This is a genomic window from Bifidobacterium kimbladii (assembly GCF_032193675.1).
GTDB lineage: Bacteria > Actinomycetota > Actinomycetes > Actinomycetales > Bifidobacteriaceae > Bombiscardovia > Bombiscardovia kimbladii.
Genome location: NZ_JASTZZ010000001.1, coordinates 737724 through 750797 on the forward strand (window position 1 = coordinate 737724; position 13074 = coordinate 750797).

At 54.6% G+C, this 13074-nt stretch carries 12 protein-coding genes; 7 read left to right on the forward strand and 5 right to left on the reverse strand.

Translation table 11 applies throughout. The features are described 5' to 3' along the window. Positions 1 to 20: 20 nt before the first annotated feature. The 3 genes from QRX41_RS03095 to QRX41_RS03105 form a co-directional block, all read right to left on the reverse strand. Positions 21 to 860 carry a carbohydrate ABC transporter permease gene (locus tag QRX41_RS03095; RefSeq protein ID WP_313836221.1) on the reverse strand — a complete coding sequence of 280 codons (840 nt, stop codon included), beginning with the start codon at positions 858 to 860 and terminating at the stop codon, positions 21 to 23. Further along, on the reverse strand, positions 857 to 1594 hold the full coding sequence (locus QRX41_RS03100) for a carbohydrate ABC transporter permease (RefSeq protein WP_313836223.1): 738 nt from the start codon (positions 1592 to 1594) through the stop codon (positions 857 to 859). Before QRX41_RS03100 ends, QRX41_RS03095 begins: the two co-directional genes overlap by 4 nt. Positions 1595 to 1818: 224 nt before the next feature. Then, entirely contained in the window at positions 1819 to 3105 is a 1287-nt protein-coding gene (locus QRX41_RS03105; protein ID WP_313836225.1) for an ABC transporter substrate-binding protein, read from the reverse strand. 132 nt (positions 3106 to 3237) lie between these two features. On the opposite strand from QRX41_RS03105, the gene QRX41_RS03110 reads away from it, so the two are divergent. The 6 genes from QRX41_RS03110 to QRX41_RS03135 all read left to right on the forward strand — a co-directional run bounded on the left by QRX41_RS03110 (position 3238) and on the right by QRX41_RS03135 (position 10542). Beyond that, on the forward strand, positions 3238 to 4278 hold the full coding sequence (locus QRX41_RS03110) for a LacI family DNA-binding transcriptional regulator (protein ID WP_313836227.1): 1041 nt from the start codon (positions 3238 to 3240) through the stop codon (positions 4276 to 4278). A 145-nt stretch (positions 4279 to 4423) separates the two neighbouring features. Continuing rightward, positions 4424 to 5518: a LacI family DNA-binding transcriptional regulator gene (locus QRX41_RS03115; protein WP_313838606.1), complete on the forward strand. Its 1095-nt coding sequence runs from the start codon at positions 4424 to 4426 to the stop codon at positions 5516 to 5518. 26 nt (positions 5519 to 5544) lie between these two features. Then, complete coding sequence (locus QRX41_RS03120; RefSeq protein ID WP_313836231.1) at positions 5545 to 6504, forward strand: ABC transporter substrate-binding protein; 960 nt, start codon at positions 5545 to 5547, stop codon at positions 6502 to 6504. A gap of 2 nt (positions 6505 to 6506) precedes the next feature. Continuing rightward, complete coding sequence (locus tag QRX41_RS03125; protein ID WP_313838607.1) at positions 6507 to 8024, forward strand: sugar ABC transporter ATP-binding protein; 1518 nt, start codon at positions 6507 to 6509, stop codon at positions 8022 to 8024. A 93-nt stretch (positions 8025 to 8117) separates the two neighbouring features. Next, a complete protein-coding gene (locus tag QRX41_RS03130; RefSeq protein ID WP_029676084.1) occupies positions 8118 to 9107 on the forward strand; it encodes an ABC transporter permease in 990 nt (329 codons plus the stop codon). Positions 9108 to 9120: 13 nt separating this feature from the next. Next, positions 9121 to 10542, forward strand: a complete 1422-nt coding sequence (locus tag QRX41_RS03135) for a hypothetical protein (protein WP_313838609.1) — start codon at positions 9121 to 9123, stop codon at positions 10540 to 10542. A 5-nt stretch (positions 10543 to 10547) separates the two neighbouring features. On the opposite strand, the gene QRX41_RS03140 is transcribed toward QRX41_RS03135, so the two are convergent. Further along, positions 10548 to 10970, reverse strand: a complete 423-nt coding sequence (locus QRX41_RS03140; protein ID WP_313838610.1) for a DUF4186 domain-containing protein — start codon at positions 10968 to 10970, stop codon at positions 10548 to 10550. A 189-nt stretch (positions 10971 to 11159) separates the two neighbouring features. On the opposite strand from QRX41_RS03140, the gene QRX41_RS03145 reads away from it, so the two are divergent. Continuing rightward, positions 11160 to 12449: a class I SAM-dependent methyltransferase gene (locus QRX41_RS03145; protein WP_306221500.1), complete on the forward strand. Its 1290-nt coding sequence runs from the start codon at positions 11160 to 11162 to the stop codon at positions 12447 to 12449. A 72-nt stretch (positions 12450 to 12521) separates the two neighbouring features. Here the strand turns inward: QRX41_RS03145 and QRX41_RS03150 are convergent, their stop codons facing one another. Continuing rightward, a complete protein-coding gene (locus QRX41_RS03150; protein WP_313838614.1) occupies positions 12522 to 13073 on the reverse strand; it encodes an FMN-binding protein in 552 nt (183 codons plus the stop codon). Position 13074: the final 1 nt, after the last annotated feature.

A 13074-nucleotide genomic window follows, 5' to 3' on the forward strand; every position in this document is an offset into this window, starting at 1 on the left:
TAATTCTGTTGCTGGCGCCTCTACCCGCGGACTGCTCCGGCCACCATGCCGGAGATAACCTGTCTGTTCAGGAAGAAGTAGAGTATGAGGGTCGGAATCATAGACACGACTATTGCTGAGTATGTGGCTCCCAGGTCGGTCTGTCCATACATACCGACAAAGTCGTTCAGACCTATCGGGAGGGTTTTCATATCGCTACGAACCATAAAGGTGTTGGCAAATACGAATTCATTCCAGATGAAGACAAAGTTGTAGGTCGCCACAGTCACAGTGGTGTTGCGGGAAAGCGGCATGACGATCTTCGAAAAGATCTGCCAGGTTCCGGCTCCATCTATACGAGCGGCCTCCAACAACGAATCCGGTATCTCCTTCATGAATCCAGCATACAGATAAACGCACATCGGCAGGTTGAAAGCCAATTGCGGAATGATGAGGGCCAGATAGGTGTCCGTAATGCCAATTTTGTTAAATACTTCGAACAGCGGAAGCAAAGCTGCGAATGAAGGCACCAGAAGTCCTACCAGCAAATAGGAAAGCACCTTATCCGACCCCCGGAACCGCAGCTTTTCAATGGCAAACGCCGCAGGCGCTCCGACCATGACGGTGACCAGAATGGTCAGCACGGCAACGATCGTGCTGTTGATCAAATATCGCAGCAGACCTGATGTGGCAAAGGCTCTCACATAATTACCCAAATACAGACCCTTAGGCAGTTGATAAGCCAAGGTATCTGCGAGCTCATCGGGGCTTTTCAACGAAGAGAGTGTGACCCAAAGAATCGGGTATATCTGCACCAGAACGAAAACTGCAATAATCGCATATACCAATCCCCTGGTTTTCTTGCCTGGCTTCGTAGTCATGCTTTGTCCCCTCTCCCGAACAGGCGGCGCAGAATAAGAAGCGTTACCAGGCACTCCACCGCCAGGAAGATGCTGATGGCGCTGCCGTAGCCAAAATTCCCGGATATGAAGATTGTCTTGTACAGGTAGGTAGACACCAGCTCGCTGGACGAACCGGGACCACCTCCAGTAAGCACGTAGGAGACATCGAACCCCTTCAAGCATCCAGAAACCAGCATCACCAACGTCACCTCCAAGACAGCCCTGATCAGAGGCACCCTTATATAGATGAGCTGTTGCCACCAATTGCAGCCGTCGATCAATGCCGCTTCCAGCACTTCGGCATCAACTGACTGCAGAGCCGCATAATAGATGACCATGTATATGCCGGCGAACTTATAGGCATCGATGAGCGTCACCAGCACCAAGGCCCAATGAGGATCAGAGAGCAAAGCGTGAGGAGCCAGCCCGAACAGACTGCCTACTGCCGGCACAACCCCCGGCGGATTGACAGCCAGCATCTGGGCGAAGATCTGGCTGATAGCGACCGAGGAAATGACGCACGGAATGAAATAAACCGTTCTGATGATGGTCCTAAATCGGTCGATACACAAGACCAACAGGGCCATCACCAAACCCATGAGCATCTGAACGCAGGTACCCAGAAGGGTGAAGAAAATGGTGTTGAGGAAAGCCGCGCGGAATACCTTATCGGTCAGCATCAGTTTGAAATTCGCTAGGCCAGAAAATCGCATGGCTCCTATCCCATTCCAGTCAAACAGACTTGCGCCGAACGACCAGATGATAGGGACAACCACTATGAGCGTAAAGATGATGACCGCAGGCAGGTAATAGGGCCACGCGGCTCCCGAACTGATGGCTCTGTTCCCCTTGGACGGATGACCTGGCCAGGCCCACCTCCGACGCACCATCTGTGGCGGGATGGAATCCGCTGGATTAGATCTTTCCATATCGGTCTTCACTTGGCCTTGTTATATTGAGCGATGGCTTTGTCGACATTGGCCGCAAACTCATGGGTAGAGGTATTGTCCACCAGCAGGCTTTGGCACTGTCGTCCAAGCACACTGACCGTATTTGCATCAAGTTGTACATCCCAGACTTGTGCATAATCGTTGACCTTGGCTATGTCGGACAGGACGTCCTGATATATGCGTGGGGTCTTAACGCTGCCCTTGGGCTTGACTGAAGGAATGACCCGATAATCGTTCAAAGCCACATCACCGTATTTGCCGAATAGATATTTGAGAAAATCCTTCAGCTGAGGAGTTAGCTTGCCCTTGCTGACGGCAGTGCCGATGCCTGAATTAGCAAAGAAGTCCGTGGGCGCAGTTTTGTCTCCTTTACCAAGCATGGGAAGGCGGAAATAACCGATGTCCGATTTCAGATTGCCGGAATCGTCAACGTAGGACGGGAGGTTCCAAGTACCGTCATACGTTATCGCGGCACGCTTGCTCTTGAACAGATTCAAAGTGGCGGTAGCATCCGAATTCGTGAAACCAGGCTGGAAATAAGCTGACATCTTTTGGAGGAAAGCGATTCCGGCTTGACCAGTCGGACTGGCCATAGATTCCTTTCCGACCTTGAGTTTGGCAAGAAACTCATTGCCGGTTTCCCTGTATGGAATCATCCCCAGGAACCTATAAAAAGGCCACTGGTCCTTGCCATCAAGAGCGATCGGAATAACGCCCGTGTCCTTGAGCTTCTGAAGGTCTGTCAGCAACTCGTCGAAGGTCTTAGGCTCCTCTGCAATGCCTGCTTTGCGGAAGGCATCTTTGTTGTACCAAAAGTACTCCGCATTAGCATTGAAAGTCATTAGGTGCAGACTGCCATCAGCCATTGTCGGGTACTTGGTGGATATGTGATAAAAGCGGTTTGTTACGCCAATGTCCTTGTAGAGTTTTCCAATATCTTCAGCACGGCCGTCCTTGACAAGCTTGGCGAAGTACGGGTCAGGATCCGCATCCCATAACTCAGGCAAACGGTTACTGGATGCCAGCACTTTCAACTTTTGGTTATATGAAGGTCGATCAGAGATATTCTGGAACTCCAGCTTGAAACCCTGATGCGACTTCGCGTACTCGTTAGCGATCTGCTTGATTGCTTTTATGCTTCCTTCACTGGCAGGCCTCGCACTGAGCCAAGTGATAGTGCCCGACTGCTGCGAAGAACCGCACCCCCCGAAACCAAATAAGGATAGGGCAGCCACCGCACAGGTGCATGCCCTCTTAGCGAATGATAGTTTCATGGTCTCTCCTTCGTTGGACGTAACCAACGCCACCTCATAGTGACTATATGTCAACGTTGTCTGACAACGTTGACATATGTAAAGCTATACTAATTACAGACCGTTGTCAATTCACGGGGGACAATGCTAGATATGACACAGAACAGCGGCAATGCGAACAGCCACCCCACCATCAAGGACGTGGCGGCCCTTGCACAAGTCGCGCCAAAGACGGTATCCCGTGTGATCAATGAAGAGCCCTATGTCTCTTCAACGACCAAGGAGCGCGTCCTTTCGGCCATCAAGGAGCTGCACTATCGGCCCGACGTGCATGCAGCCGATCTGAAACGCGGCAAAAGCAGCAGCAGAACCCTCGGGGTTCTGCTGGGAGCAAGGCCCAACCCCTTCTCCTCATCGGTGCACTGGTCCATCGACAGCGTCGCCGTGCAGCACTCCAGTCTGGTTCTGGCCTCGGCGCTTACCGGTAATCAAGACAGGGACTCCAAGACCGTAGACGAAATGCTGAGCCGGCGGATTGACGGACTGATCCTGGTCACAGCCGCCAGCTCACAGGACTACCTGATTCCCGAAATGCGTCGTGGGCTGGCTGTCGTCTTTGCCGACAGCACCTCTATGGGGCTGCCTTCAGACACCGTCATGTCTGACAACTATGCCGGTGCCATCAATGGGACCCGGGCGCTTTTATCCATTGGGCATAGGAACATGGCCTACCTAGGAGCCAAGAAAAACGTGTATACCGTAAGCCAGCGGAGAAAAGGCTTCCTTGCCGCCGTCAAAGAGAGCTCCCTGCCGATGGGCAATATTGATCTGGTTGACGATATGGATGAATGCAAAGCATACACTGTCACATGCAGACTGATAGACAGGGCACGAACCAAACGGCCTACCGCGATCTTTGCAGGGCAAAACCTCATCGCCCGAGGCGTGATTCGCGCCCTGAGAACAAGAGGACTGGAAAAGAGCATAGCAATCATCAGCTTCGATGACGCCGATATGTTTGACATGCTTGATCCTGGAATCACGGTCATCAAGCAGAATCCTGAGAACATCGGCCGAATAGCCGCAAACATGGCGTTCGAACGCATCAATGGCTTGACTGCCGAACCTCGCCACATCCTGCTTCCTACTGAATTGATCCCCAGAGGTTCCGGAGAGATACCCCCGAGCCAGTAAAGCACTTCGTTAACAGCAAAAGACCACAGGGTCCGACGCCATTAAAAAGATGCCATCATCGCCCATCGTCTCCAGATATAACTTGACCCGACAAAATTAACCTGATAATATCTTTATATTGCTAATAATAAACGTTTAGGATTCGATGATGAAACACACTGGCGTTACTTTGAAGGACATTGCGGACGAGCTGAACCTTTCCGTGTATGCCGTGTCAAGGGCCATCAACGACCTAAGCGGGGTCTCCAAAACCACACGTGCCGCCGTACTGAAAGTCGCTGAAGACAAGGGCTACATTCCCAACGTCAATGCCAGGGATCTGCGCAAGGGACTTCACCACTCAGTCAGTCTCCTTACAGCAGGAATGTCAAATCCCTACTACCTGGATCTGATTAGCGGAATCGAAAGCATATTCCAAATAAGGGGCGAAAACCTGCTCATATCAGACATCGCCATTGACGGCCACTACTCAGAGTCTGCCGAGAGCCTGCTGCTTCAGCATGTCTTGGAAACGCGCCCTGGAGGCATAATATCAACCCTGGGACTGAGCGATTCATCCCGGCAACGGCTGCGGGAGTGGAAGATGCCTGTAGTCTTCGTCGATTCGACTCCTGGATCAGCTCACGAAGACTTCTCCTATGTCACAACAGATAACAAGGATGCCTCAAACAAACTGGGGAACCATTTGGCAGAGCATCACTTCAAACGATGGCTATTAGTCATCTACCCGTCGGTCTGGAACAGCCGATATATCAGGGAATCAGGACTCCGCCAAGCAGCTGCGCGATGCGGAGCCGCCATCCGCGTTCTGGAATGCAACAACGATCAGTTCTCCACGAGGAAAGCACTCGACGAGTTTTTGGATCATGATAAATTCCGGCCCGATGTCATTATCGCCGGCAACAACCCAATACTGCTAGGGATCATGACTGCCCTACAGTCAAGGGCGATTAAGATACCCGACGACCTGGCGCTAGTGGCGTTCGATGACTTCATATGGTCCGACCTATTGAAACCACGCATCACCCTGGTTTCGGAAGACAGCTATGGAATCGGCGCCAAGGCCGCTGAACATATTCTTGCACTGATTGATCAGAAACAAGACAGAAAAGGAGGTGACGACGATTCGAAACCGGATGGGAAACCACAAATGACGATGGAACCCATTCACCAAACGATTGAAGCATCACTGAAGATCAGAGAATCGTGCGGTTGCAGGTATCCAACGGGGGCTGCCTGACCGTTTTGCGAAAGGTAAATTAAATTATGAGATCCAAGAAAATCATCGCCGCGATGGCGGCAATTCTGTCCGCATCGCTCGCTCTAACCGGCTGCAGCAATGGCGACGAAGACAGGCAGTCTGCACCAAAGCGAACTGAAATCAAAAGCATTGGTCTGATGGTTCAAGATATGTCGAATCCCTTCTTCTCTTCCATGGACAAGGAGGCAAAAAAGGAGGCGAAACGAATCGGAGCACGTCTGAACGTTCAGGACGCCCAACTCGATTTGGCTACCCAAGATAACCAAATTTCTGCTTTCATCGAGCAGAACGTGGATCTGATCATCGTATCCGCCGTCGATGAAAGCGGCCTGCAACCGGCAATCAAGAGGGCTAGAGACGCAGGCATAATCGTTGTGGCTGTAGACACCCCAGCCAAAGGAGCTGATGCTATCGTAACCACCGATGGCGTGCAGGCTGGGCAGCTTGCCTGCTCTTACCTCTCAGAGAAGCTGGGAAGCAAAGGTAACATCCTAATCGTTGATGGAACACCCATTCAAACCATCACCGATAGGATCAAAGGCTGCAAGCAAGCGCTCAAGAAATACCCTGGAATCAAAGTGGTAGCCCAGCAGGCCTCAAAGAACGACAGAGCCACAGGGTTGACAGTGACCACCGATATGCTCACCGCCAACAAGGACGTGCAGGGCATCTTCGGCATGAACGACCCCTCTGCCCTCGGGGCAGCCCTGGCTGTGGAACAAGCCGGGCGGCAGGACCAGATCATCGTCACAGGCATCGATGCCAGCCCACAAGGAGTGGACGAGCTCAAGCGAGCAGGTTCGCCTTTCATCGGTGCAGCCACCCAGAATCCAAGGGCCATGGTTGATCAGGCCGTGAAGTTCGCCCAGGACAAGGTCAAAGGAAAGACACCCAAGAAAACGACCATCCTGATTCCCAGCGAAATGATCACTCGCGACAACGTCAACAAGTACAAAGGGTGGTGAGCATGTCAGAGAATAAAGCCGCCTTATTGGAGCTACGGAACATCTGCAAGAGCTTTTCAGGTGTAACAGTCCTCGACAACGTTAGCCTAAACCTTTATGACCATGAGGTTCTGGCTCTGATGGGTGAAAACGGGGCAGGAAAATCGACGCTGATGAACATCCTGTCAGGCAACCTCAGCCTCGATTCCGGCTCCATTGCCATCGAAAGCAAGCCTGTTGAGATCCGAACCCCCAAGCAGGCAACGGATCAAGGCATTGCCATTATCCATCAGGAGCTCAACGTCGTGCCGACCATGACTGTCGCAGAAAACCTGGCCTTGGGTCAAGAGCCAAAGACACGGTACGGTCTGATAGACAAAAAGCGCCTCAAGGATGAAGCCAAAAGCAAGCTTGAGGTCATCAAGGCGGACATCGATCCAAATACGGAGTTGGGCAAACTAGGCGTCGGCGAACAGCAAATGGTCGAAATAGCCAAGGCCCTCGCCCAGAAGGCCCGAATACTCATTCTGGACGAGCCCACTGCTTCCCTATCGAAAGCCGAATCGGAACAGCTGTTCACCCTGATCAGCACTCTTCGCGACGAGGGCACTGGACTGATCTACATCTCGCACCGCATGGAGGAGGTCTGGCGTCTGGCTGATCGAATTACCGTACTCCGTGATGGCCAGACTGTGTTGACCGACGAGCTCTCCCATGTCGACCAATCTCAGGTCGTATCCAAAATGGTCGGCAGAAAGGTTGAAAAACTCTATGAGCACGATGCCCGGCAGAAAGGCGCCGAGGTTCTGAAGGTCGAGAATCTTAGAATCAAGGAAGACGACCAGCCCGTATCATTCAGCGTCCACGCCGGCGAAGTTGTGGGCATGTCCGGGCTGGTCGGCGCCGGAAGGACAGAAATGGCGCGTGCCATAATAGGAGCCGACCGCTGCGCGTCCATCAGCGTCCAGCTTCAGGGGAACAAGGTTCTTTTCCACTCTCCAAAATCAGCAATCAATCATGGAGTAGCCTACCTGCCGGAGAGCCGAAAGACCCAGAGCATCTTCCCCGTCATGAGCGTCGAAGAAAATATCGCCATCTCATCGCTGGATCAGTTCCAATACATGCATCTTCTCCGCAAGGGCAAGATGCGGGCATCTGTTCGGAACATCATGCAGGAGGTCAACATCGACCAGACCATGGAGCACACCGAGATCAACAATTTGTCCGGTGGCAATCAGCAGAAGGCCGTTCTAGCCCGATGGCTGCTCAAGCAATCGGACTTGCTCATCCTTGACGAACCGACCCGTGGAGTAGATGTGGGCGCCAAACAAGAGATATATGGCTTGATCAATTCCCTCGCAAAAGCAGGGAAGGCGATCCTGATGATTTCCTCTGATTTGCCTGAGGTATTGGGAGTCAGTGATCGGATTCTAGTAGTCCGGCAGAACGAGGTGGTGGCCAATATTCCAGCCACAGAGGCGACTGAGGAAAACGTGATGTCATATGCCACCGGAGTGAGCAAACCGCAGTTGCTCCACTGACTCATAAGACAGCAAACACATGGTTCCGCTCCACCGTCCGTATGCATCGTCCGGGAAGCCGGCAACCGTCATTTGGAACATGAAAGAAGCATTATGAAAGGCAAAAACGTCAATATTGCGGCAATCTGGGAGAAGGTCGGCATGCCCTTCGTCCTTTTGCTGCTCATACTCTTCATGCTGGTAAAGGCACCGAATTTTGGCACGCTGAGCAATTTGTTCAACGTAGCCAGGGCCATATCCATCAATGCCATCCTGGCGGCAGGCATGACGCTGGTGATCATTACGGCCGGCATTGACCTCTCTGTAGGCTCGACAATCGCTGTCAGCGGATGTGTGGCTGTACTGGCAGCCCGCTCAGGCATGAATCCTTTGATTGCCGTATCCCTTGGCATCATCGTTGGGGCAATAGCTGGACTCGTCAATGGATTGCTTATTGCCTATTGCAACCTGGCCGCTTTCATCGTCACTCTCGGGACTATGACATTCCTGAGAGGACTGGCATACACGATCACTGGCGGACTGCCGATTGTTGACAATAATCTGTCTTTTAGAGCGATCGGCAATGGGTACATCTGGCACATACCGATCCCCTTCATCATCATGGTCGTCGTATATCTGGTCATGTGGGTGGTCCTGGACAAAACCCGGTATGGAGCTCATGTCTACGCAGTAGGAGGCAATCCAGAAGCCGCCCGTCTGGCAGGCATCAATGTCAAGTCAGTCCTTATGTCCGTCTACCTGATCGCCGGGCTATGCGCCGGTCTGGCAGGCTGCATTTTCGCCGCCAGGGTCGTATCGGCACAGCCGACGGCTGGCAATGGCTATGAAATGGATGCCATCGCTGCAACGGTACTCGGCGGCACCTCACTTGCCGGAGGCAAAGGACGCATATCAGGCACTGTCATCGGTTCGGTCATCTTCGGAGTCTTAACAACCGGTCTGGTGCTGATGAATGTGCCATTCTTCACCCAGCAGCTGATCAAAGGCGTAGTCATCATCATTGCAGTCCTGATTGATGGCATGAAGCAGAATTCCTTCTCATTCTCCTTCTTGAGGAGAAGAGCAGCCAGCATAGACGCATAAGGAGGCAACAGCCATGAATATATCCGCACGCTATCGGATTCATTATTCCGGACCAGCACACTCGGGCCCCAGACCGATTCGCATACGTCTGCCCAGCTCAATCGACCAGCCGATTCTGACTGCTCAAGTCGAGCAAGAAGGGACTGTCCCCTTCCAACGCCTAGCTGGGGAGAGTACGCCTGAAAACTCGGTCTATCTGGGCATAGTAGAACCGCATGATGGCCAAATTGTAGTCTTTGACGATTCATCATATGAACCGGAAAGTGCAGCTAGTTCCACATCTGAACCGTCTGAAGCCACGGGAGGCATCAAGCTAATACAACCATTCCACGAGCGTGATGCCATATGCAGACTGGATACCGGATACTTCGATCTTGAACTATGCAGAGGCACAGGATCGGGAGAAGGCGCATCCAAGTGGGGAATCCGACACTTCACGAGCAAGCAGGAGCAGGTCGACTTGCTTAGGAGCGGCAACAACGCCCTGGGCGGTTTCTATGGTCCATTCTTCACCCCTGAGAATGGGCTTATCAACCCGCCCGAGCATGTGGTGGCACACGTAACGGTTGAGGAATGCGGACCGGTCATGCACCGCTATTTGCTGAGCGGACGCATTCCCGATGGTCTCCGTCCAGAGCTGCGCGGCAAATCCTTCTCGGTCGAATTTACTTTCTACCGTGATGTCGACTTTTTCGACCGCCGATACCATGTGGATCACTTCGAAACTGAAGTCAACGGCCGCTGTGCCCTAGATCGCATCACAGTTGGGGATGAATTTGAAAGCGGCGAAGGAGGACTGGTCTTTGACCGCTTTGATTCCTATAACCGCACCCCTTACAGAGAAGGCGATCCCTATGCAGCCCTGTTGAAGCAAGAGGTGGCTTCCATCATCAACGAGTCCAAGAACCAGGAAAACCCCCAGGAAGAACCAGCAAGATTCGCATACTTCCGCAATCTTCTGGACAGAGATTTGACCAATGCACACTGGGACTTGTACTGGCGGCTGTTCTCATACTGGGAGCACGCTCTCACCGATGCGCAGATCCGAGAACATTTGGCTCAGGTGACCGCCCAGGCACACGTGACCGCTGATGCGAACGAGCGTCCATGGCATATGCCAAGTCAGGCAATTGATGTCTCATCCCTGAAAGACCAAACCATCTTCCCAGGGGCCGCTGATTGCACTGCAGAATTCAACAGCAGTAACGGGCGATGCATGATATGGCTGACATCACAACCATCAGGCGGTTTCCAGATCGTACAGCGGCCACAATCCGGATGGGTGAATTGGGGAACCAACACAGAAAACGAGTCCCCAGCCCTGCCTGTCGACACTCGAATCCGCACCATCTATGGCAACTATGCTCAATCTTGGCGCGAAAGAGCTGATTTGGAGACTCAGGCAAGCATACAAGTCCAGAAGCAAGCTTCCTGAACGAATCATCCGGTCCGCCTGTCCTGACGGACCGGATGATTGACCAAATCGCGCTCGATCCAGGCCATGACCAGCCTGGCCAGAGCATCAACCTCTGCATCGGTCAGAGCCCGGCCGCGCGGGATGCGGTGCCAGCGCTCGATGCACCCCCGGCAACAGGTGGCCGTGGCATGCTGGGCCGTGAAGACCGGATGCCCGCGGTAGGGGGTCTGCTTGCCGTCCTTCAAAGGGTGGGCAGGCCCCACACGCTTGGCCAGCATCTCATGGGCGTGGCAGTCGATGGTATCCCTGCCCTTGGCGCGGGCGTAGGCGCGATCCTTGGCCGAAAGGGAGAAACCGGACCGGAAGCGCGAATGCCCCAATCTGGCAAGCGTGTGCTGAATCCAGGCCTCATCTGCCCCGGCCGACGCTGATCCGCTGCTGGTCATTTCCTGCTCGCCTCCCTGTTCAGCCTTACCAAAGAGTCTGTACCCAGGCAAGGTTTCCCATGCGGAATAATTCACTGAACATGACACTGATAGGGACCAGTGTCAGGGGTAGGGTGAAGACAGTACTTGTATCCACTAACTACCAGACCCGCCATGTTCGGTCATGTCCGGGTCACACAAGGGGGCTTCATGGCCAAAAGCAAGATGACTGTAGCCGAGATGATCGGGCTCTTCCTCACCCCTGACGCGCCTGTGCAGGTGACCGCCTTCGATGGGTCGGTCTTCGGGCAGGACCAAGCGCCGCTGCATCTGGAAGTCAAGAATTCCCGTGCCATGTACTACATCACGGAAAATCCCAACGACCTGGGTCTGGCCCGGGCCTACCTGCAGGGCGATCTGGATTCTCCCGAGCTGCTGCCAGGCAACCCCTACCAGGTTCTCAAGGAACTGATGGGCCTCAAGCACTTCGTCAAGCATCCCAGCAAGATGGAGCTGGCCCGGGCAGCTGCGGCCGTCTTCTCACACGGGGTACGCGTACCCGAGCCGCCGGCCATCGAAGGGCCCTCCCTGGCCAAGCGACTGACTGAGGGCATTCGTCCCCACACCCGCCGGGGCGACGCAGCCACCGTCAGCTACCACTACGACCAGTCCAACGACTTCTACCGGCTCTTCCTAGGCTCTTCCATGACCTACACCTGCGCCGTCTTCGAGAAGGAGGACGACAGCCTGGAGGACGCTCAGTGGCACAAGCTCAACATGGTCCTGGACAAGATGCACCTGAACAAGGGCGACCGTCTGCTGGACGTGGGCTGCGGCTGGGGCTCCATGGAGATCGCGGCCGCCCGCCGCGGCATTCACGTCATCGGCGTGACTCTGGCTGAGGAGCAGGTCGAGTGGGCTCAGAACTGGATTCGTCAGGAGGGCCTGCAGGATCTGGCCGAGGTCAGGCTGATGGACTACCGCGACGTGCCCGAGTCCGGATTCGATGGAATCTGCTCCATCGGCATGATGGAGCATGTGGGCTACAAGCAGTACCCCTCCTACTTCAAGGAGATGATGGACAAGCTGCGTCCGGGCGGCATCCTGCTCAACCACCAGATCACCCGCACCAACTCCCATGACCACAAGCGGGCCGGCGGCTTCATCGACCGCTACATCTTCCCCGACGGCGAGCTGGCCAGCCCGGCCGAGATCGAACTGGCCATCCAGGACACCGGCTTCGAGGTCATCACCCAGGAGAACCTGCGCCAGCACTATGCGCTGACCCTCAAGCACTGGACTGAGAACCTCCAGGAGCACTGGGGCCAGGCCAAGCCCATGGTGGGCGAGCCCAAGGCGCGTCTCTGGGGCCTGTACATGGCCGGCGCGCGGCTCAACTTCGAGCTCGACAACATTCAAATACACCAGTTCCAGTGCATCAAGCCCGATCCCGAGACCGGCACGGACACCTACCCGCTGCGGCCCTGGTGGGATCGCTAGTTGATCTGAAGAAAGGGGCGAGGAATCGAATCCTCGCCCCTTTTTGTCTCTGCCACCCGTGCAGCCCGGTTCTCAGGAAGATCTGTCCGCCGAAGCCTCCAGCCGGGCCAGGTCCAGTGCCTTGTTGAAGGCGTCCGAGGTCCAGCTGGCCCCGGCCACCTTCTCCACCTTGAGGTCCTTGAGCGGACGCCCTTGGACCACACCGGGCACAGCCCGGGCGAAGCGTTCCATGTGACCGCGTGAAATGGGCGAGTCCGAATGCCCCTGGACCTGGACCCGGCTCACCTGCCCTCCCGACAGATCCAGATCCACATCGATGGTGTCGGCCCCGTCATGTCCGTACTTGCCCGTCAGAGCGTAGGTGCCGTCGTGATAGTTGCCCGTGTCGGCCGGAGCGGCCGGCAACCCATCACGCGAGACGGCCGTAGGCTTGCCCTCGCCCGCCGCGCCGGATCCTTCCGCTGACCCTGGAGCAGAGCTAGACTCTGCGCCTGACCCGGCGAACTCGTCGTCCATGGGCTTGGCCTGCTGGCTTCCGCAGCCGCCCAAAAGAGAGCCCACCGCCACCAGGGTCGCCAATGTTGCCGAGGCCGTGGCCAGTCCCCGAGACCTGCTTGTGGCCATT

What these genes read in the sequence shown, in the direction of transcription:
- QRX41_RS03095 (WP_313836221.1), bottom strand. Translation starts at nt 860, where the DNA reads ATGACTACGAAGCCAGGCAAGAAAACCAGGGGATTGGTATATGCGATT.
- QRX41_RS03100 (WP_313836223.1), bottom strand. Translation starts at nt 1,594, where the DNA reads ATGCGATTTTCTGGCCTAGCGAATTTCAAACTGATGCTGACCGATAAG.
- QRX41_RS03105 (WP_313836225.1), bottom strand. Translation starts at nt 3,105, where the DNA reads ATGAAACTATCATTCGCTAAGAGGGCATGCACCTGTGCGGTGGCTGCC.
- QRX41_RS03110 (WP_313836227.1), top strand. Translation starts at nt 3,238, where the DNA reads ATGACACAGAACAGCGGCAATGCGAACAGCCACCCCACCATCAAGGAC.
- QRX41_RS03115 (WP_313838606.1), top strand. Translation starts at nt 4,424, where the DNA reads ATGATGAAACACACTGGCGTTACTTTGAAGGACATTGCGGACGAGCTG.
- QRX41_RS03120 (WP_313836231.1), top strand. Translation starts at nt 5,545, where the DNA reads ATGAGATCCAAGAAAATCATCGCCGCGATGGCGGCAATTCTGTCCGCA.
- QRX41_RS03125 (WP_313838607.1), top strand. Translation starts at nt 6,507, where the DNA reads ATGTCAGAGAATAAAGCCGCCTTATTGGAGCTACGGAACATCTGCAAG.
- QRX41_RS03130 (WP_029676084.1), top strand. Translation starts at nt 8,118, where the DNA reads ATGAAAGGCAAAAACGTCAATATTGCGGCAATCTGGGAGAAGGTCGGC.
- QRX41_RS03135 (WP_313838609.1), top strand. Translation starts at nt 9,121, where the DNA reads ATGAATATATCCGCACGCTATCGGATTCATTATTCCGGACCAGCACAC.
- QRX41_RS03140 (WP_313838610.1), bottom strand. Translation starts at nt 10,970, where the DNA reads ATGACCAGCAGCGGATCAGCGTCGGCCGGGGCAGATGAGGCCTGGATT.
- QRX41_RS03145 (WP_306221500.1), top strand. Translation starts at nt 11,160, where the DNA reads ATGGCCAAAAGCAAGATGACTGTAGCCGAGATGATCGGGCTCTTCCTC.
- QRX41_RS03150 (WP_313838614.1), bottom strand. Translation starts at nt 13,073, where the DNA reads ATGGCCACAAGCAGGTCTCGGGGACTGGCCACGGCCTCGGCAACATTG.